This window comes from Pseudomonas putida (assembly GCA_041879295.1).
In the GTDB taxonomy this organism is placed as follows: Bacteria; Pseudomonadota; Gammaproteobacteria; order Pseudomonadales; family Pseudomonadaceae; genus Aquipseudomonas; species Aquipseudomonas putida_Y.
Genome location: CP047152.1, coordinates 4045950 through 4065440, shown reverse-complemented (window position 1 = coordinate 4065440; position 19491 = coordinate 4045950). Strand labels below are relative to the sequence as shown.

Here is a 19491-nt window from a genome sequence, read left to right as displayed (position 1 = left end):
AAAAGAACACAACAAGGGGGCAGTCATGAGGGAACAGTTACGTATGCCAGCCAGGCGTGGCGCCTGGCCATGGGCAGCCAGCGCGATGCTGGCACTGGCATTGGGGATGTGGGCCGACAGTGCCCAGGCCGCGGCAGCCGATGAATACTCCACCGAGTCGGCCAAGGCCAGTGAAAGCCTGTTGATCGACACCACCCATGCCGGCAAGCGCCTGGTGGTGGTTGGTGATCGCGGCCACATTCTGTTCTCCGACGACCAGGGCAGCACCTGGACCCAGGCCCGGGTACCCACCCGGCAATTGCTCACTGCCGTGTTTTTCCTCGACGACAAGCGTGGCTGGGCTGTCGGCCATGACGCACAGATCCTCACCAGCAGCGACGGCGGCGCTACCTGGAGCAAGCAGTTCGAAGACCTCGCCCGTGAAGCGCCCTTGCTCGATGTCACCTTCCTCGATGCCCGGCACGGCTTTGCCGTGGGGGCCTATGGCGCCTTGCTGGAAACCACTGATGGCGGGCAGCACTGGCAGGACGTGGCCGAGCGGCTGGACAACCCGGACCAGCTGCACCTGAACGGTATCGCCCAAGTGCGCGATGCCGGCCTGTTCATCGTGGGTGAGCAGGGTGGTATGTACCGCTCCGCCGACAGGGGCCAGACCTGGGTCAAGGTCCAGGGCCCTTACGAGGGCTCGCTGTTCGGCGTGATCGGCACCGCCAGGCCGCAGACCCTGCTGGCCTACGGCCTTCGCGGCAACCTGTTCCGCTCCAGCGACTTCGGTGACAGCTGGCAGCCGATCGAACTCAAGGCCGCGCGCGGTACGCTGGAGTTCGGCCTGGCAGGCGCTACGCTTGTCGATGATGGCACCCTGGTGCTGGTCGGCAATGGTGGCAGCGTGCTGCGCAGCACGGACGACGGCCAGACCTTCAGCGTGTACAACCGCGCCGACCGCCTGGCCCTGGCCGGCGTCAGTGGCTTGGCCAATGGCGGCCTGCTGCTGGTGGGGCAGGGTGGTGTGCATCTGGCCAGCGCCGAAGGGGCTGATCAGGCTGCCCGGGAGGTGCGTCCATGACCAGCAGGGAGAGCATTGCCATGCACTCGCATCACCAGGACAAGGCCACGCTGCTGGAACGCCTGATCTTCAACAACCGCCCAGTGGTCATCGCCCTGTGTGTGCTGGTCAGTATTTTCCTGTTCTGGCAGGCCACGCAGATTCGCCCGTCGACCAGCTTCGAGAAGATGATCCCGCTGCAGCACCCGTTCATCGAGCAGATGATGGAGCACCGCAACGACCTGGCCAACCTTGGCAACACCGTGCGCATTTCGGTGGAGGCGGTGAACGGTGACATCTTCGACAAGGACTACATGGAGACCCTGCGTCAGATCCATGATGAGGTGTTCTACATCCCCGGTGTCGATCGGGCCGGGTTGAAGTCACTGTGGAGCCCCAGCGTGCGCTGGAGCGAGGTCACCGAAGAGGGTTTTTCCGGTGGTGAGGTAATCCCCAACACCTACAACGGGTCGCAGGACAGCCTCGATACCCTGCGCGACAACGTGCTCAAGTCAGGCCAGGTGGGGCGCCTGGTAGGCAACAACTTCAAGTCCAGCATCATCGACGTGCCGCTGCTGGAGAGCTACCCCGACCCGCAGGACCCGGGCAAACAGGTGAAGCTGGACTACCAGCAGTTCTCTCACCTGCTGGAAGAGAAGATCCGCGACAAGTTCCAGGCACAGAACCCCAATGTAAAAATCCACATCGTCGGCTTTGCCAAGAAGGTCGGTGACCTGATCGATGGCCTGGTGATGGTGGCGATGTTCTTCGGCGTCGCCCTGGTGATCACCTTGGTGTTGTTGTACTGGTTCACCTGGTGCATCCGCAGCACTGTCGCCGTGCTCATTACCACACTGGTGGCGGTGGTCTGGCAGCTGGGGCTGATGCATGCGGTGGGCTTTGGCCTGGACCCGTACTCGATGCTGGTGCCGTTCCTGATCTTCGCCATCGGCATTTCCCACGGGGTGCAGAAGATCAACGGCATCGCCCTGCAGTCGAGTGACGCCGACAACGCCCTTACCGCTGCCCGGCGCACATTCCGTCAGTTGTTCCTGCCGGGCATGATCGCCATCCTTGCCGACGCAGTGGGCTTCATTACCCTGCTGATCATCGACATCGGGGTGATTCGCGAACTGGCCATCGGCGCCTCCATCGGCGTGGCGGTGATTGTGTTCACCAACCTGATCCTGTTGCCGGTGGCCATCTCCTATGTCGGCATCAGCAAGAAGGCCATCGAGCGCAGCAAGAAAGACGCGACCCGCGAGCACCCGTTCTGGCGCCTGTTGTCGAACTTCGCCAGTGCCAAGGTGGCGCCGGTGTCGGTGGTGCTGGCGCTGCTCGCCTTCGCCGGTGGCCTGTGGTACAGCCAGAACCTGAAGATCGGCGACCTCGACCAAGGGGCACCGGAGCTGCGCCCCGACTCGCGCTACAACCAGGACAACAACTTCATCATCAGCAACTACTCGACCAGTTCCGATGTGCTGGTGATCATGGTCAAGACGCCGTCGGAGATGTGCTCGGTCCACTCGACCATGGCGCCGATCGACGAGCTGATGTGGACCATGGAAAACACCCCTGGCGTGCAGTCGGCGATTTCCCTGGTCACCGTTTCCAAACAGGTGATCAAGGGCATGAACGAGGGCAGCCTGAAATGGGAAACCCTGTCGCGTAACCCGGACATCCTCAACAATTCCATCGCCCGGGCTGACGGCCTTTACAACGGCGACTGCTCATTGGCACCCGTGCTGGTGTTCCTCAATGACCACAAGGCTGAAACGCTGGAGCGCGTCACCGCCGTGGCCAAGGCGTTTGCCGACAGCCATGACAAGGAAGGCCTGCAGTTCCTGCTGGCGGCGGGCAACGCTGGCATCGAGGCCGCGACCAACGAGGTGATCAAGTCGGCCGAGCTGACCATCCTGATCCTGGTGTACATCTGCGTGGCCGTGATGTGCCTGATCACCTTCCGCTCGTTCGCCGCCACACTGTGCATCGTGCTGCCCCTGGTGCTGACCTCGGTGCTGGGCAACGCGCTGATGGCCTACATGGGCATCGGGGTGAAAGTGGCGACCTTGCCGGTGGTGGCGCTGGGTGTGGGCATTGGCGTGGACTATGGCATCTATATCTACAGCCGCCTGGAAAGCTTCCTGCGTGCGGGGTTGCCATTGCAGGAGGCGTATTACCAGACCCTGCGCTCGACCGGCAAGGCGGTGCTGTTCACCGGGCTGTGCCTGGCCATTGGGGTATGCACCTGGATTTTCTCGGCGATCAAGTTCCAGGCGGACATGGGCCTGATGCTGACCTTCATGCTGCTTTGGAACATGTTTGGTGCGCTGTGGCTGCTACCGGCATTGGCGCGGTTCCTGATCAAGCCCGAGAAGATGGTGGGCAAGGAGGGTGGGTCGATCTTTGCCCATTGATTGCAGGGGGGGCCGCGTTGCGGCCCCAAGGTTATACTGCCGACTCATTTCAGATTGGTACCCCTATGTCCCCCCTCGCTACCGCCCTGCAGTCCTGCGATATGCTTCTGATCGACGGCCTGCACGCCTTCGACTTCACCGCCGATGAAACCGGCCTCACTGTCGAATGCATGGACGGCCGCCAATTGCGTCGCTGGTCGTTCACCCCCGAGCAAGTCGCTGCCGCCATCGCCACCGGAGACGAGTGGCAACTCGACGATGCCAACGGCGCGCATCGACTAGTCTGTATGAGTGCCTTTCGCGCCCCGGATGATGACCAAGATGAACCGGACCTGGACGAACCTGCTGACCGCTAGCCTGATGAGCCTGACTATCCACGCCCACGCCTCGACGTTGCTGGTGGGCAGCTACACCGATGGCGCGAGCCAGGGTATCTACCGCTATCAGTTCGACGACAAGGCTGGCCGCATCGACCCCACGCCGCAACAAGTGGTCAAGAGCGTCAACCCTTCATGGCTTGTGCTGTCGGCCGACCAGCGCCAGCTGTTCGTGGTCAATGAAACCCCGGGTGGCCATGCCAGCAGTTTCAGCGTCAGCACCAAGGGCGAGCTCAAGCCGCTCAACCAGGTGGTCACCCACGGTGACGAACCGACTCACGCCAGCCTCAGTCGTGACCAGCGTTATCTGTTCGTGGCCAACTACGCGGTAAAGCCTGACCCTGGCGGCAGCCTGGTGGTCATCCCGGTGGCCAGGGACGGCAAGCTCAAAGCCGTGGTGCAACAGGCTCGGCACAAGGCGAGTGGCGTCAACCCCGAACGCCAGGCCGGTGCCCATGTGCACGCACTGGTGCTGTCGCCCAACGGCCAGCATGTGTATGCCTGCGACCTGGGCGCGGACAAGGTATTCATCTACCGCTATGACGGCGCCAGTGTGGACAAACCATTGAGCCCGGCAATCCCGGCCTCGGTGGCCTTGCCGCCAGGCAGTGGGCCCCGTCACCTGCTGTTCGACGCCAAGGGCCAGCATGCCTACCTGACGCTGGAAATGAGTGGCGAAGTGGTGATGTTCGATGTCGAGGATGCTGCTCTGCTTGAGCGTCAACGTCTGCCGCTGACCGAGCTGCAGGATGCAGCGGCCAAGGCAGCGGGAGGCCTGCACCTGTCGGCAGACGGCCGCTTCCTGTACGTGAGCAACCGTGGTACGGCGAATGAAATCCTGGTGTTTGCTGTTGGCAAGAATGACGGCCAGTTGACGTTCGTGCAGCGCCGCTCCGTGGAAGGCGACCATCCCCGCGAATTTGCCCTGGACCCTAGCGGCAAATTCCTTCTGGTGGCCAACCAGAAGAGCAACCAGATCGTGGTCATGCGCCGTGATCTCTTGACTGGCAAGTTGGGGGAAACCGTGCAGACCATGGCGCAGGACGCGCCTTCGGACCTGAAGTTCATCGAGTGATGATTTGTGAGGGTTCGGCGTTGGATTTTTAGCGCCTGGGATAGCGAGCGCCGCCCGCGCGGCGCATCGCGAGCTGCGCTCGCTCCTACGTTTGTTTCGGGCCAGTAACGCCTTGGGCTGCTGCGCGCGACCGCCTTGTCTGTACTACGCGATATCGCGTCATGCGCCAAGGCGTTCGCGCGCAAATCCCACAGGCATAATTGGCCCGAAACAAACGTAGGAGCGAGCGCAGCTCGCGATGCGCCGCGCGGGCGGCGCTCGATCTCAAACCCTACATCAAACCCCCGCCAGGCGCTTGGCCGCCCCACACATTCACCTGGCCATGACGGCCTTGAACAGCTCCGAAGCCAGCCACCCCTCCAGCCAACTGCGCACCCGTGGATAAGCCGCCTCGGCGAACCACTGCGGTTCAACCCCGGCAAACTGGCGCATCAGCGGCAGCAACGCGGCATCGGCCAGGCTCGGGTGGTCGGCCAGCAGGTAAGCCCGCCCCACCAGCAGGCCTTCGAGCTCCGCCAGCCAGGCCTCGGCCTGCTGGCGGTAATGTTCGCGGGAATGCTCCGGGTAACGTTCGGCATACTTGTACAGGTTCACGTGCGCCTTGAACGTGGTGTCATTGCGCGCAATCAGCGTTTCAGCCTGCTGCGCAGCCGCAGGGTTGGCCTGTAGCCGCCAGTCCTGCGGGTCGTGTTGCGTCAGCGCCCAGCGCATGATGTCCAGGCTCTCTTCCAGCACCCCTGCACCGGTGTCCAGCACCGGTACCGTGCCCTTGGGCGACAAGGCCAGCAGTTCTGCCGGCTTGTTCTTCATCGCCACTTCGCAGATCTCCACTTCGCAGCCGGCATAGCGCAGGGCCAGGCGCGCGCGCATGGCCCACGGGCAGCGGCGGAACGAGTAGAGGATCACCCGCACACCTCCACGTCACTCAGGCCATTACCCTGGCGCCGTACCTGGATCTGTACCGGGATCCGCTCGTGCATTTCCTGTACGTGGGAAATCACCGCCACTTTGCGACCCTGGGCTTGCAAGCCGTCGAGGGCGTCCATTGCCAACTGCAGTGACTCGGGGTCGAGGCTGCCGAAGCCTTCGTCGATGAACAACGATTCGATACGCAGGGTGCTGGAAGCCATCGACGCGAGGCCCAAGGCCAGGGCCAGCGACACCAGGAAGGTTTCCCCGCCCGACAACGAGTGCACCGAACGCAGTTCGTCGCCCATCTCGGTGTCCAGCACCAGCAGGCCAAGGGCGCTGCCGCCGCGTTTCAGGCGGTAGCGGCGGGCCAGCTGACGTAGCTGGGCGTTGGCGTGGTGCAGCAGCAGGTCGAGGTTGTAACCCTGGGCGATCTTGCGGAACACATCGCCCGAGGCCGAACCGATCAGGGCATTGAGGCGGGCCCAGCGTTGCCACTGTTGGTGGGCCTGTTCGATTTCGGCCGCCAGCGCCTGGTGGGCTTGCTGCCGGCGCTGGTCGTCGGCCTGTTGCGCGCGCAATTCGGCGCACTGCTGCTCATGGTTGGCCAGGCGCCCGCGCAGCTCGGTCAGGGCGTGCTCCAAGGCTTCGGCCGAGGTGTCCACGGTCATTTGTGCGGCGTGTTGTTGCAGGCGCTGCTCACGTTCCTGCAGCAGCACGCGGCCTTGTTCGATGGCCTTTTCGGCACTTTGGACGCGCTGACGCAGTTCATTCACCTGGGCGTCATCCATGGCCAGCAGGCGATCCAGCCCGGCGTCATCCAGTTCTGGATGCTCGCTGCGCCATTGTGCGATCTGGCCTTGCAGTTGCTGGCACTCGCTGTCCAGCGCCTGTTGCTGCTGGGCATTGGCCTTGAGTTCGCTGGCCAGTTGTACGCCTTGGGTGCGCAGTTCCTGCAGGCGTTGGGCGGTATCGGCGGCAAGGGCGCGGGCGTGTTCCAGCGCGCTGTCCATGTGCTGTTGCCAGGCTTCGGCGCTGGCATGCTCGCCGAGCAGTTCGCCGAGTGAGGCCAGGGCTTGTTGGCGTTGCTCCTCGAGGGCGGCCAGTGTCTGCTGCAACTGCTGCTGGCCTTGCACGCGCGCCTGCTGTTGGTCACGCAGCTTGTCCAGCTGGGTTTGGCGTGCTTGCTGTTCTTCCAGTTCGTCCTTGCGCTGTTCCAGTTGCTGCAGGCGCTGGGCAATCTGCTGGTCGAGGGCGAGGAAGGCATTGGCCGGGTCTTCGTTCAGGGCCTTGAGGGCTTCCTTGGGCAAGACGCCGGCCAGGTCGTCAAGGCCTTGCTGCAACTGTTGCTCATCGTTGGCCAGGGCCTGGTGCTGCTGCTCCAGATGGCGCTGGGCCTGCTGCTGGGCGTCGTGGGCCGCCTGCAATTGCTGGTTCAGGCGGGCGGCGTCTTTTTGCAGGGCTAACAGAGCGCTCTGGCGTTTCTCGTCCTGGCTGATTTCTTCATCCAGGCGACGCAGCTGGCTGTCGAGCCAGGCGCGACGGGCTTTGTCGTCCTGTGGGGCGAGGGCTGGCCACAGGCTGTGGGCCTGTACCTGGGCCACCAACGGTTGCAACTGTTCGCCCAGTTGCTGGTGTTGCTGCTGGAAGTCCTTGAGCTGGGCATTGACCACGCCCAGTTGGGTACGCAGCTCTACCAGCTTGCTGTTGAGCGTTTCGACCTGCTTCTGCGCGGCGTGCTCTTCGGCCTGGTCATGGCGACCCAGGCTCTGCAGCAATGCTTCTGGCTGATGGAACGGGTGTTCGGCGCTGCCACAGACCGGGCAGGGTTCGCCGTCACGCAGTTGGCCACGCAGTTCTTCGACGCTGGTGTTGCGTGCCAGACGTTGCCGTTCCAGCAGTTGACGGGTGAGCGTCAACGCCTGTTCGGCGGCCTCCAGTTCGGCCTTGGCGGCGGTGCCTTCGGTAATCAGTTGCTGGCGTTGCAGCATGGCCTGCTGCTGGCGGTCGCGCAGGGCGTCCAACTGCTGGCGCAGCTCCTGTTCACGGCCGTGCAGGCGTGACATTTCCTCTACGGCGCGCTGCTGTTTGCGGTTGTCCTGCAGCATGCCGCCGAGCAGGTCGATCTGTTCGGCCAGGGCCTGGGGCTCGGCCTTGGCTTCACGGAACAACAGGTCGTAGGCGTCGCGCTCGGCCTGCAAGTGTGCATTGGCCTGGCTAGCCTGGGCCTGCAGGCCGGGTAGCTCTTCTCGGCCCTTGGTCAGGCGGCCACCGATCAGCATCACCTGCTTCAGTTGCGGCAGGTAGGCGTGCCAGGCATTGGCCAGGCCCGCCAGGTGCTGGCTGTCGGCAAGCGCGGTGTCGATCTGCGCCAGCTGCTGAATGCTGCGCTGCTGGTTGTCTTCCAGCTGCTGCAGTTGCTGCTGGCCGTCAGCGACTTGCTGTTGCGCCTGCTGGCCGATGCTGCGCTGGGCGGCCAGCTCCTGGTCCAGGCGCGCCAGACTGTCCTGCGCGGCAAAAGCCTGGCGCAGGCGCGGCGCGTTCTCGCCGTGCTCGGCCTGGCGGTCGGCAAGCGCTTGGCGCGCAGTGTCCAGCGCCTGTTCGAGTTCGTGGGTGCGCACCTGCAGTTCGGCTTGCTGCTGTTGCTGTTCGGCCATTTTCGCGGCCACTGGCGCCAACTGTGCGCTCAGGGCCTGTCGGCGGTGGAACTGGTGACGCTGTGGGGCCAGGCGCTCCAGGCGTGCCAGGTCCAGGCGTTGTTCGGCCAGCTGTTGCCAGTCCAGTTCGGCGGCCTGCAGCGTGGTACTGGCTTCGGCGTGTTGGGCCTGTAGCTGGCGTTGTTCATTCAGCCAGTTGCGTTGCTGCTCCAGCTGGCGCTCGCCGGCCTGGTCGGCCTTGAACTGCTGCTGCGCCTGCTCCAGGCGCTGGTCGAGCTCGGCACGGGCCTCGGCAGCCATCGGCAGCAGGTGGCTGGCGCGTTCTTTCAGGGCGTTGTGCGCCTCGCCGGCTTCACGCGCCTTGCTGAAGGCACGCTGGCCCAGGCGGGTGTAGATTGCGGTGTTGGTGAGTTTTTCCAGCAGCTCGCTGCGGTCTTTGTCGTCGGCCTTGAGGAACGCGCCGAACTCGCTCTGGGCCAGCATCACCGCACGGGTGAACTGTTCGAAATTCAGGCCCAGGCGGGCTTCTACCAGTTGCTTGTATTCGTTTTTGCCACTGCCGAGCACCTGCTCGCTGTCGAGGTCGTAGAAGCTCTGACGGCTGTGTTGCAGTTTGCCGTTGGCCTTGTCGCGGGCGCGGTTGGCTTCCCAGCGGGCGCGGTAGCGGCGGCCGTCGATACCGACAAAGTCGACCTCGGCAAAACCGCTGCCGGTGCCGCGGCGCAGCAGGTTGCGCGGGTCGGAAGTGGGTATTTCGCCGTCGGCATCTGGCACCTTGGCCTCACGGCCAATGTCATTGAGGCGCGGCACGGTGCCGAACAGCGCCAGGCACAGGGCGTCAAGCAGGGTGCTCTTGCCGGCGCCGGTTGGCCCGGTGATGGCGAACAGGCCAGCGCTGGCCAACGGTTCTGCGGTGAAATCGATGTCGATCGGGCCGGCCAGCGATGCCAGGTTCTTCAGGCGGATGGCGAGAATCTTCATGGCTGTTCCTCTTCCTGTTGCACGTCCTGCAACAGCAGGGCGAAGTCGGCCAGCGCCTGCTCGTCGGCCGGGTTGCCGTAGGCTTGCTCCCAGGCGCGGCTGAACAGGTCTTGCGGGGTCATCTGGGCCAGCTCGACAAAGGCCAGGTCATCGTCTTCGGCGTTGTTGCGGCCAGCGTATTCGGCGCTGATGCGGATCAACCGTACCGCCTTGCCTTCAAGCGCGGTTTCGATCTGCTGGCGCAGGTCGGGCTGCGGCTCATCCAGAATTACCCGCACCTCCAGCCAGGGCTGACGGTTGGGGTCTTCGAGCAGGTCGACCACCGGCAGGTCGGCCAGTTGCTGCAGCAGTTCGCCCAGCGGTGCCGGGCCCACCCGTTGCAGGGCCACGGCGCGTGGTACGGGGCGTGGCTCGACGCTGACCAGGCCGTTGCCGTCCAACTCCACTTCCAGGACCTGGTGCGGGTAGTTGATTTCGGCGAACGACAGCGGGATTGGCGAGCCGCTGTAGCGGATGCGTTCTTCGCGGTTGACCTTCTGCGGCTTGTGCAGGTGGCCCAGGGCGACATAGCTGATGGCTTTGTCGAACAGTTTGGCCGGCAGCGCCTCGGCGTTACCGATGATCAGGCTGCGCTCGGAGTCTTCCGACACCGCACCACCGGCCATGTGCGCGTGGCTGATGGCAATTAGCGCCTGGTCTTTCTTGCGCTTCTTCTGCGCGGCGGCGATCAGTTGCTGGTGCACCTGTGTGATGCCTTGCAGGTAGTCGTCACCCAGCTGCGGGCCGGTCACTTCGGCCGGGCGCAGGAACGGCAGGGCCAGGCACCAGGCGGCCACCTTGCCACGGCCGTTGGTCAGCGGAATCAACAGGCGCTCGGCATCCAGCTGGCCCTCGTCCAGCCAGTGCACACGGCCCAGTGCATGGGTGCGCAGGCGGCGCATGAGCGCGGCGGGCAGCTCGATGCGCGAACCGGAGTCGTGGTTGCCGGCGATCATCACGATGTCCAGCTTGGGCTGTTGCTCGTGGGCCTGGACGATGAAGTCGTAGAGGCGTTCCTGGGCTTTGACCGGCGGGTTGACGGTGTCGAAGATGTCGCCCGCAATCAGCAGCGCATCCGGCTGTCGCAGGTGTAGCTGGCCGAGCAGCCAGTCGAGGAAGCAGGCGTGTTCGAAATCGCGTTCCTGGCCGTGCAGGCTTTGGCCCAGGTGCCAGTCGGAGGTATGAAACAGACGCATGGATGACCTGTTGGTGTCGAGTCGGGCAAGCGGGGAAAGGGCGGTATGGTAACCCAAGCGGGGTTCGGGGGGCATGGCGAGGGATTGGGGGAGGGATTGGGGGAGGGCGAGGGATTGGGGGCACAAGGTGTTCGCCATGAAAATTTCAGCGCCTGTGAGATCGAGCGCCGCCCGCGCGGCGCATCGCGAGCTGCGCTCGCTCCTACGTTTGTTTCGGGCCAGTTATTTCTGTGAAATTTGCGCGCGTACGCCTTGGCGCATAGCTCGATATCGCGTCGTACAAACAAAGCGGTCGCGCGCGCCTGTAACAGGCGTTACTGGCCAAAAACAAACGTAGGAGCGAGCGCAGCTCGCGATGCGCCGCGCGGGCGGCGCTCGATCTCACAGGCGCTGAAAACCCTATGGCGAACACCTGCTGGCTTACTTGGGATAAAGCGGCGGCAGGCTGCCGTTTTCGCCCGTCGGCAGCAATACCTGCTCAGCCGGCGGAATGGTACCAATCGCCCGCCACAAGTCTTCACCCTGCCAATACTGCCCGCTCTCGCTGTACAACGCCCCGTTCAAACCATCCAGCGCATCCGACAACGGCACGAAGCGCGCCGCCATCTCGGCCAGGGTTTCCGGTTGCTGCCGGGCCCAGGCATCCAGCGCCTGGCGCGTAGCCTGGGGGTCGTTGGCCTGGCATGCGCGCTTGAGGTCGTCCAGCAAGGTGCGTGGGCTTGGCCCGTTCTGCGCGGCGCGCAGCACCGCTGGCCGCGAGCGGGCGCGCCACCACAGGGCAAAGCCCAGCACGGTGGTCAGGGCGAACACCAGTGTGGACAGCTGCCACGGCCACAGCAGGGTGCTGGCGCTGCTGTTGTCGCCCACCGGGGTGTCGGCGCTCAGTGCCGGGTTGTCCTGTACGTTCAGCGTGCGCGCCGGCAGGCTGCTGTGCTCCAGGTGATCTTCGCGGGTGTTCCACCAGGCCACTTCCAGCGCCGGCAAGGCCAGCGTGCCGCTGTGGGTCGGCACCAGGGCCTCGCGCTCTTCGCGGTTGGCGGTCATGCCCCGTTCGCTGATTTCGTTGCGCAACAACGGTTGGTCAGGGTAGCGGCGCAGGCCGATGATCTCTGTGGCCGGCAGCGGCGGCAGTTGGGTGCTGGACAAGCCTTCGGCACGCAAGGTGATGTTGCGCGTCAGCGAGTCGCCAATCTGTACCTGCTGGCTGCCGGGGTCGGGGCTCCAGTGCTCTTCCAGGGTCAGGCTGCTGGTTGGCAACCACGGCAAGCCAGCCGGCCAGGCTGCGGGAATCGGCCGTACGTTGAGGCGCAAGGGCAGCGAGCTGACCTGTACCTGATGGCCGGCGCGGGCCGTACCATTGGCCTGCGCTGCTTCGTCGTTGCTGGCGGCTGCCGTGGCGGTGAAAGTCAGCGGCGGGATGTCGAGGGTACCGCTTTGCTGGGCATACACCGCATAGCGGGTTTCGATCACGCCATGACGCACGCCGTTGATTTCCTTTTCATACGTGCGCGACTCGCCCAGCGGCTCGACCTTGGCGTTCTCCAGTTGCAGGGGGCTGAGGCTGCTGTCGTCGTACAGCGCTACCGAATGGTAGATGCGCACCGTCAGCACGGCTTGGGCCTGGACATAGACGTCGTGGTTGTCGAGGGTCGCTTCGATGAATACCTGAGCGTTTTCCTGGCGACTGGCATCGGCCTGCAGCACTTGCAGTTCGATGGCCTGGCTGTGCGACTGGCCCAGTTGCAGCTCGGGTATGCGCAGGCTACCGCTGCGCCGTGGCAGCAGGGTGATGATCCAGCGGGTGCTGGCGCGGGTTTCGCCGTCGAGGGTGTGCAGGCTGTTCAGCTGGCGCGTACCGCGCACTTCGAAGTCACCTTCCAGGGCGCGCAGGTCGGGCTTGCCGAACTGGGTGACGTCCTGGCTTTCCAGGGTCAGTTCCAGGCTTTCGCCCGCCTCCAGGCGGGTGCGGTCGACGCTGGCCTGCAGCAGCGGTTCGGCGTGGGCCAGCACGGCCCACAGCAGGGTGAGGAGCAAGACGCCGAAGCGACTCATCGTGATTTTTCCTGATGCAATTGCTGTTCATACCAGAATTTGCGTCGCAGCAGCTCTGCCGGGTTGTCGGGGATCTCCCGCAGCCATTGCTCCAGGGCTTGGCGCTGTTCGCCGTCGAGGCTGGTCGATACCGGGCGCTGGGGCGGCTGGATGACGCTGTCGTCGCCCCCGGCCTGGTTGCCGGGTGCTGCCTGGCTGTTGCTGCTTTCGCCGGGTTGTTCGGGGCTGGCCTGTTGGTCGTTGCCGGGTGTGCCTTGGGCCTGGTTGCTGGCCGAGCTGCTGTTGCCTTCGGTTTCGCTGCCGGGCGTGTCTTGGGTATCGCTGCCGGGTGGCTGTTCCTCGGCCTTGGCTTCACGTTGCTGCAGCAGTTGCTGCACCAGCGCCTGGTTGTCCAGTGCGGCCTGCAGGTCGGGCTGGCGCTCCAGGGCTTGTTCGTAGGCATCCAGGGCGGCTTCCAGCTCGCCACCATGGGCCAGGGCATTGCCTCGATTGTAGTGGGCTGCTGCTGTATCGCCTTGGGAAAATGCCTCGGCGGCACCGGCATAGTCGCCGGCCTGGTACAGGGCCATGCCGCGCCATTGCGGGTTCTGGAAGTGACGTGCAGCGCTGGCCGGACGGTTTTGCTCCAGCAGCTTCTGGCCTTGCTGATCAGGGCGCAGCCACAGGTCGTTGAACTCAAAAGCCTGGGCAGGCTGCGGCAAGGCCAGCAGCAGCGGCAGGCAGAACAGCCAGCCGCGCCGGCCGGCGCAGGCGGCCAGCAGCAACAATGGAATCAGCAGCCAGTAACCTTGGTCGGCCCAGCTATCCAGTTGCAGGGTCTGGCCGTCATTGCGCCCGCTCCGCGGGTTGTCGAACAGGCCCAGGCCACGCAGGTCGAGGTCGTCGATGCGGGCATGCCGGTAGCGCCCGCCCGTGCTGCGGATAAAGCCCTTCAGGCTGGCGCTGTCCAGGCGAGGCAAAAGGATGCCGCCCTGGTCGTCTTTAAGGTATTCGCCATTGGCCTGGCGCACAGGGGCGCCTTCGCGGCTGCCGATGCCCAGCATCAGCAGGCTGGGGCCCTGGCGACCTAGGGCCTGGGTGATGCCCTGCCGTTCGGCGGCGCTGAGCGCCGAGCCTACCAGCAGCAGGCGGCCTTGGCCGAGGCCGCTCTGGGCCAAAAGCGCCAGGCCTTTTTGCACGGCCAGGTCGGCACGCTGGCCGGGTTTTGGCATGATCGACGGGTTGATGGCCTCGAGCAAATTGCGGGTGGTGGCCAGATCGTCAGACAGCGGCACGACGGTGTGCGCGGAGCCGGCATACACCACCAGGGCTGTCTGGCTGTCGCGGCGGTGTTCAAGCAGGTCGAGGATCTTGCGTCGAGCCTGTTCCAGGCGGTTGGGCGGGCTGTCCTCGGCGAGCATTTGCGGGGTCAGTTCGAGCAGGATCACCAGTGGGTCGGCCGGGCGCTGATGGCTTTCTTCCAGGCGCTGCCAGCTGGGCCCGAGTAGCGCCAGGATCACCAGTAACCAGGCAAGGCCCAGCGCCACCCACGGCAGTTTGCTGGTGCTGCCGCTGCCGCCACCCAGCAGCACGCCATGGAAGGCGGGCGGCAGAATCATCTGCCAGCGTCCGGCGCGTTTGCGCCGGTGCCACAGCTTGTACAGCAGCCAGCCGAGCACCGGCACCGCCAGCAGCCAGAGCGGACGCAGCCATTGGGGCCACAAATCGATCATCGCCGCCTCCTTAAACGCAGGCGCTTCAAGCGTTGGCGCCATTCCGGGTGCGGCTGCAGGAAGCGCGGCTTGCGCAGCACGCGTTGCAACAGGTTGTCGGGCCACTGCACGGCCACCACCAGCAGCACGCTGAGCAGCAGCGCCAGCGCCAGGGGCCAGGCGTACAGGGCCTGGGCTGTGCGCGCCTGGGTCGGTTGCTGGGCCACGGGCTCCAGTTGGTCGAGGGTATCGCCGATAGCGTCCAGTTCGGCGCCGTCATGGGCGCGGAAGTAGGCACCGTGGGTGATGTCGGCAATCTCCTTTAGCGCGGCTTCGTCCAGGTCCAGGCTCGGGTTGAGGCCGAGCAGGCCTGGGGTGCCATTGGCTTCGGGGTTGGCGCCGATACCGATGGTGTAGATACGCACGCCTTCCTGGGCCGCCAGGCGGGCGGCTGTCAGCGGGTGAATCTGCCCGCCGTTGTTGGCACCGTCGGTGATCAGCACCAGCACCCGGCTTTGTGCGGGGCGTTCGCGCAGGCGTTTGACCGCCAGGCCAATGGCGTCGCCGATGGCGGTGTTCTTGCCCGCGATGCCGATCTGCGCCTCGATGAGGAAGGTGCGCACGGTGCGCCGGTCAAAGGTGAGCGGCGCTTGCAGATAGGCCTGGCTGCCGAACAGGATCAGGCCCACGCGGTCGCCTTCACGGTCTTGCAGGAAGTCGCCCATCAGCGCCTTGACCAGGTCCAGGCGGCTGATGTCCTCGTTCTTCCACTGCATGTCGGGGAAGTCCATCGACCCGGACACATCCACCGCCACCAGCAGGTCGCGGCCGCTGGCGGCGATCGGCACCGGTTCGCCCAGCCATTGCGGGCGAGCGGCGGCGCACAGCAGCAACAGCCAGATGACGACGAACGGTGCCTGCTGGCGCCAGGTGGGCAGGTTGAGCCGCGCGCGGCGCCCGGCCAGGCCTTCCAGCTCGTTGAGGAAGCCCACCTTGAGCACCGGTTCCCCGCTGTCGGCTGCGGGCAGCAGCAGACGCGCCAGCCATGGCAGCGGCAACAGGGCGAAGACCCACGGCCATGCCAGTTCAAACATGCTTGCGGATCCAGGTTTCGACGGCTTGGCTGAGCCCGGCGATGGCCTTGTCATCGAGCTTGCACTCGGGTTTATAGGCGCCTTCGACCAGTACCATCCAGCGGGTCAGGCCGGCGGCCGGGCAGCGGTTGTCGAGAAAGGCCAGCCACTGGCGGCCGTTGAGGGTGTGGCTGTTGGCGCCTGGGTAGTGGTTGCGGCACAGGCGTTTGAGCAGAGCGTTGATCTGTTGCAGCCAGGCGCCAGCCGGGGCACCGTCATACGGACGTGGCAGGCGGGCCAGCTCGGCCAAGGCTTCCAGGCGCACCGGGTCCAGGGGTTGTTCGGCGCGCACGATGCGGCGTTTGCCCGGGCGCCAGCGGCGCAGCCGCCACAAGCCCCAGCCCAGTAGCGGCAGGACGGCCAGCAGCAGCCACCAGCCCGGTGCGGGAGGCCACAGGCTGACCGGTGCCGGGGCGATCAGTGGGTGCAACTGGTCAAGCGGGTTCATGACGCGCTCCGTGGCCGCTGGGCGCTCAGGTACTCGCGCAGTTGTTCGACCATTTCGCTTTGCGTGCTCAGTGGCATCAGTACCACCCTCAGCTTTTGCGCCATCAGCTCCCAGCGCTCGATACGGGCTTCTGCCTGCTGGCGGTAGGCCTGGCGCAGGTTGGCGTCGAGGGTGTCGAGCTCCAGCTGGGCGCTGCGCTGAGCGAAGCGCAGCAGGCCGGCGGCGGGCAACGCGTGGTCGAGTGGGTCGGATACTGGCAGCAACAGCAGGTCGCAATGCCGTGAAAGCATGGCCAGGTGCTGTTCCACCTGGGCGCTGAGCGAGCGCTCATCGCAGATCACGATGGCCAGGCTGCCGGGGCGCAGCACTTCGCGGGCGCGGCGCAGGGCCAGGCCGAGGCTATCGGCCCCCGGTACGGCTTCGGTGTGCAGTGACTGGTTGACCTTTGCCAAGCGGTTGAGCAGTTGCAGCAGGCTCTGTTTGCTGCGCCGGGGTTTGACTTCGTGGTGTTCGTTGTCGCCGAACACCAGGCCGCCGATGCGGTCGTTGTGGCCCAGTGCTGCCCAGCCGAACAGCGCCGCCGCCTGGGCCGCCAATACGGACTTGAACATCAGCCCCGAGCCGAAGAAAAGCCGTTGGCTTTGTTCGACGAGGATGAAGATCGGCCGCTCGCGTTCTTCGTGGAACAGCTTGGTGTGCGGCTCCTGGGTACGCGCAGTGACACGCCAGTCGATGTTGCGCACATCATCGCCGGCCTGGTAGACGCGCACCTGGTCGAAGTCGACGCCGCGCCCACGTAGCCTGGAATGGTGCAGGCCCACCAGCGGGCTGCGTTGGCCAGGCTTGGAAAACAGCTGGATTTCGCGCACGCGGTGGCGCATGTCGATCAGCTCGGCAAGGCCAATGCGGATGCCATGTTCGGCCAGTTGCGCAGTGGGCATGGGGTCAGGCAACGGCGACGACGTCGAGGATGCGCTGGACCACGCGGTCCTGGTCGATCCCTGCCGCCTCGGCCTCGAAGGAGAGGATGATACGGTGGCGCAGTACGTCGAACAGCACTGCCTGGATGTCTTCGGGGCTGACAAAGTCGCGCCCGGCCAGCCAGGCGTGGGCACGCGCGCAGCGGTCCAGCGAGATGGAGCCGCGCGGGCTGGCGCCATAGGCGATCCAGTCAGCCAGCTCGGTGTCGAACTTGGCCGGGGTGCGGGTGGCCATGACCAACTGCACCAGGTATTCCTCCACTGCGTCGGCCATGTACAGGCCAAGGATTTCCTTGCGCGCGGCGAAGATGGCCTGCTGGCTGACCCGGCGCTCAGGCTTGGTCTCGCCGCCCAGGGCTTCACCCCGGGCTTGCGCCAGGATACGCCGCTCTACGGCGGCGTCGGGGAAGCCGATTTTTACATGCATCAGGAAGCGGTCGAGCTGGGCTTCGGGTAGCGGGTAGGTGCCTTCCTGCTCGATCGGGTTCTGCGTGGCCATGACCAGAAACAGCGGCGACAGGTCGTAGGTGCTGCGGCCCACACTGACCTGGCGCTCGGCCATGGCTTCGAGCAGCGCCGACTGTACCTTGGCCGGTGCGCGGTTGATTTCGTCGGCCAGCACCAGGTTATGGAAGATCGGCCCCTGCTGGAACACGAAGCTGCCGGTTTCCGGGCGGTAAATCTCCGTGCCGGTGATGTCGGCCGGGAGCAGGTCGGGGGTGAACTGGATGCGGTGGAACTGCGCTTCGATGCCTTCTGCGAGTTCTTTGATGGCTTTGGTCTTGGCCAGGCCCGGTGCCCCTTCGACCAGCATGTGGCCGTCAGCCAGCAGCACGATCAATAGCCGTTCGACCAGTTTTTCCTGGCCTAGGATCTGGGTAGAAAGAAAAGTGCGCAGCGCGATCAGCGCTTCACGGTGTTCCATCGGCGACGGTTCCTGGTAGGGGGCCTGAGGCGGCTTGAGGCAGCTGCCTTGGCAAGGGGGATACTTTAATCTATCCGAGGGGGCGGCGACCAATGGCGGCGGGTAAATTTATCGTTGCAGTCGGGCCTGCGGGCAAAGAAATGTCCTACGTATGGCTGGCGATTGCCTGATGTTCCGTGACGGCGTGCTGGCGCCTGCTTGTGCTTTTCGGACAAGCAGAAGGCACGACGATGAAAATGAGCAGCGGCAGCACGCCAAACCTTACGCCGGTCAACCTGCGTTTTGGCGTGTTCTTCGATGGCACTGGTAACAACCAGCACAATGCCACGGCGGTGGGCGATCAGGGTGAAAAGGGCGGCAGCTATGGCAACGCCTTGAGCAACGTGGCCCTGTTGCATGCGTTGTATCCGTCTGATGCGGCCAATGCCGACGGGCCGCAGGCGTTCTTGAAGCGCTATGTGGAAGGCGTGGGCACGCTGGCGGGTGAAGCCGACCATGTCTACGCTTCGGCCACCGGGCATGGGCGCACGGGGGCCGAGGCGCGGGTCGCCGAGGCGTTGCAGGGGATGGCCGAGCAACTGCAGGCATGGCGCCGGACGCATCCGCAGGCAAAGCTGGAGCGGATCGAGTTCGATCTTTTCGGTTTCAGCCGAGGCGCTGCGGCGGTGCGGCATCTGGCCAACCTGTTGCACGAGGACGCGGGTGGGCTGTTGTCGGTGGCGTGCGAAACCTCGATCAATTTTATCGGCCTGTTCGACACCGTGGCGGCGATCATCGCGCCCTTACAGGGTGACTTCGACCCGGCAGACGGCCGCCACGGTGGCTTGCGCCTGGGCCTGGGTGCGGGTATTGCCCGGCACGTGGTGCAACTGGTGGCCGAGGACGAGCGGCGGCATAACTTCCCGCTGGTGCGCAGTGGCCACGATATCCTGCTGCCGGGCGTGCACTCGAATATTGGTGGTGGTTACCCGGAGAGCCTCCTGGAGCAGGTGCTGCTGTGCAAGCCGCAGTCCCAGCGGGTGCCTGCAGGCATGTGCGTCGAGCAGTGCCGCGTACATGCCAAGGTGAGTGCCTTGCTGGCTTCGGCATTTGCCGACATGGGCGAACCCAGGCCGCGAGTGATGACCTGGGAGGAGCCGATTGCCGGCGGGCGGCGGGACGAGGCGCAAAAGCAGGTCTATGCGGCGGTGTACCGGGAGCGGCAAGTGGCGGGGCACTTGTCCCGGGTGTACTTGAGCGTGATGCGGGCGTTGGCGGTGCGCGCTGGTGTGCCGTTTGCGCCGTTGGGGGCGCAGGCTGAGCATCGGCTGCCGGAGGAGTTGTTGGGCATCAGCCGCAAATTGCATGCCTTTGCCTTGGGAGAAACTGGGCAGGTGGGGTTGAGCGAGGAAGAACAGCGGCTGTTGCGCGACAAATACGTGCATGCGTCAGCGAACTGGAATGCACTGAAGGGCTTGCGCAACAGTGTGCTGGATGTGCTGTTCGTCAATCGACCGGGAGCAGGCGGGCGAGTGGCGCATGCCAACCCGGTGCAATGAATGATTGTTCGTGGCCTGGTAATGTTGC

Annotated in this window: 14 protein-coding genes; 5 read left to right on the top strand and 9 right to left on the bottom strand. The window is 64.9% G+C overall.

The window, feature by feature from the left end; all coding sequences use genetic code 11:
• Nucleotides 1-25 precede the first annotated feature (25 nt).
• The 4 genes from GST84_18630 to GST84_18615 all read left to right on the top strand — a co-directional run bounded on the left by GST84_18630 (nucleotide 26) and on the right by GST84_18615 (nucleotide 4914).
• Nucleotides 26-1066, top strand: a complete 1041-nt coding sequence (locus GST84_18630; protein ID XGB14239.1) for a hypothetical protein — start codon at nucleotides 26-28, stop codon at nucleotides 1064-1066.
• A gap of 20 nt (nucleotides 1067-1086) precedes the next feature.
• Nucleotides 1087-3462 carry an MMPL family transporter gene (locus GST84_18625; GenBank protein XGB15804.1) on the top strand — a complete coding sequence of 792 codons (2376 nt, stop codon included), beginning with the start codon at nucleotides 1087-1089 and terminating at the stop codon, nucleotides 3460-3462.
• A gap of 65 nt (nucleotides 3463-3527) precedes the next feature.
• On the top strand, nucleotides 3528-3818 hold the full coding sequence (locus tag GST84_18620) for a hypothetical protein (GenBank protein XGB14238.1): 291 nt from the start codon (nucleotides 3528-3530) through the stop codon (nucleotides 3816-3818).
• On the top strand, nucleotides 3772-4914 hold the full coding sequence (locus GST84_18615) for a beta-propeller fold lactonase family protein (GenBank protein XGB14237.1): 1143 nt from the start codon (nucleotides 3772-3774) through the stop codon (nucleotides 4912-4914). The genes GST84_18620 and GST84_18615 overlap by 47 nt, the downstream gene beginning before the upstream one ends.
• A gap of 312 nt (nucleotides 4915-5226) precedes the next feature.
• Here the strand turns inward: GST84_18615 and GST84_18610 are convergent, their stop codons facing one another.
• The 9 genes from GST84_18610 to GST84_18570 form a co-directional block, all read right to left on the bottom strand.
• Nucleotides 5227-5820 (bottom strand): glutathione S-transferase, encoded by a 594-nt coding sequence (locus tag GST84_18610; GenBank protein ID XGB14236.1) that lies wholly within the window; start codon nucleotides 5818-5820, stop codon nucleotides 5227-5229.
• Nucleotides 5817-9461: an AAA family ATPase gene (locus GST84_18605; protein ID XGB14235.1), complete on the bottom strand. Its 3645-nt coding sequence runs from the start codon at nucleotides 9459-9461 to the stop codon at nucleotides 5817-5819. The genes GST84_18610 and GST84_18605 overlap by 4 nt, the downstream gene beginning before the upstream one ends.
• Entirely contained in the window at nucleotides 9458-10696 is a 1239-nt protein-coding gene (gene sbcD / locus GST84_18600) for an exonuclease subunit SbcD (GenBank protein XGB14234.1), read from the bottom strand. Before sbcD ends, GST84_18605 begins: the two co-directional genes overlap by 4 nt.
• Before the next feature lie 420 nt (nucleotides 10697-11116).
• Nucleotides 11117-12748 (bottom strand): protein BatD, encoded by a 1632-nt coding sequence (locus tag GST84_18595; protein XGB14233.1) that lies wholly within the window; start codon nucleotides 12746-12748, stop codon nucleotides 11117-11119.
• A complete protein-coding gene (locus tag GST84_18590) occupies nucleotides 12745-14460 on the bottom strand; it encodes a tetratricopeptide repeat protein (GenBank protein ID XGB14232.1) in 1716 nt (571 codons plus the stop codon). Before GST84_18590 ends, GST84_18595 begins: the two co-directional genes overlap by 4 nt.
• A complete protein-coding gene (locus tag GST84_18585; GenBank protein ID XGB14231.1) occupies nucleotides 14457-15533 on the bottom strand; it encodes a VWA domain-containing protein in 1077 nt (358 codons plus the stop codon). The genes GST84_18590 and GST84_18585 overlap by 4 nt, the downstream gene beginning before the upstream one ends.
• Entirely contained in the window at nucleotides 15526-16020 is a 495-nt protein-coding gene (locus GST84_18580; protein ID XGB14230.1) for a DUF4381 family protein, read from the bottom strand. The genes GST84_18585 and GST84_18580 overlap by 8 nt, the downstream gene beginning before the upstream one ends.
• The gene (locus GST84_18575; GenBank protein ID XGB14229.1) at nucleotides 16017-16961 is read right to left on the bottom strand and encodes a DUF58 domain-containing protein; all 945 of its coding nucleotides are present in this window, start codon (nucleotides 16959-16961) and stop codon (nucleotides 16017-16019) included. Before GST84_18575 ends, GST84_18580 begins: the two co-directional genes overlap by 4 nt.
• Before the next feature lie 4 nt (nucleotides 16962-16965).
• Entirely contained in the window at nucleotides 16966-17925 is a 960-nt protein-coding gene (locus GST84_18570; GenBank protein ID XGB14228.1) for an AAA domain-containing protein, read from the bottom strand.
• Nucleotides 17926-18155: 230 nt separating this feature from the next.
• Here GST84_18570 and GST84_18565 point away from each other — a divergent pair, with 230 nt between their 5' ends.
• Nucleotides 18156-19463 carry a DUF2235 domain-containing protein gene (locus GST84_18565; protein XGB14227.1) on the top strand — a complete coding sequence of 436 codons (1308 nt, stop codon included), beginning with the start codon at nucleotides 18156-18158 and terminating at the stop codon, nucleotides 19461-19463.
• Nucleotides 19464-19491 lie beyond the last annotated feature (28 nt).

Bases quoted from the DNA above. Each gene is read 5' to 3' on its own strand.
- GST84_18595 (XGB14233.1), bottom strand. From the start codon at position 12,748: ATGAGTCGCTTCGGCGTCTTGCTCCTCACCCTGCTGTGGGCCGTGCTG.
- GST84_18590 (XGB14232.1), bottom strand. From the start codon at position 14,460: ATGATCGATTTGTGGCCCCAATGGCTGCGTCCGCTCTGGCTGCTGGCG.
- GST84_18575 (XGB14229.1), bottom strand. From the start codon at position 16,961: ATGCCCACTGCGCAACTGGCCGAACATGGCATCCGCATTGGCCTTGCC.
- GST84_18620 (XGB14238.1), top strand. From the start codon at position 3,528: ATGTCCCCCCTCGCTACCGCCCTGCAGTCCTGCGATATGCTTCTGATC.
- GST84_18565 (XGB14227.1), top strand. From the start codon at position 18,156: ATGAAAATGAGCAGCGGCAGCACGCCAAACCTTACGCCGGTCAACCTG.
- GST84_18630 (XGB14239.1), top strand. From the start codon at position 26: ATGAGGGAACAGTTACGTATGCCAGCCAGGCGTGGCGCCTGGCCATGG.
- GST84_18585 (XGB14231.1), bottom strand. From the start codon at position 15,533: ATGTTTGAACTGGCATGGCCGTGGGTCTTCGCCCTGTTGCCGCTGCCA.
- GST84_18615 (XGB14237.1), top strand. From the start codon at position 3,772: ATGATGACCAAGATGAACCGGACCTGGACGAACCTGCTGACCGCTAGC.
- GST84_18570 (XGB14228.1), bottom strand. From the start codon at position 17,925: ATGGAACACCGTGAAGCGCTGATCGCGCTGCGCACTTTTCTTTCTACC.
- GST84_18605 (XGB14235.1), bottom strand. From the start codon at position 9,461: ATGAAGATTCTCGCCATCCGCCTGAAGAACCTGGCATCGCTGGCCGGC.
- GST84_18625 (XGB15804.1), top strand. From the start codon at position 1,087: ATGCACTCGCATCACCAGGACAAGGCCACGCTGCTGGAACGCCTGATC.
- GST84_18580 (XGB14230.1), bottom strand. From the start codon at position 16,020: ATGAACCCGCTTGACCAGTTGCACCCACTGATCGCCCCGGCACCGGTC.
- sbcD (XGB14234.1), bottom strand. From the start codon at position 10,696: ATGCGTCTGTTTCATACCTCCGACTGGCACCTGGGCCAAAGCCTGCAC.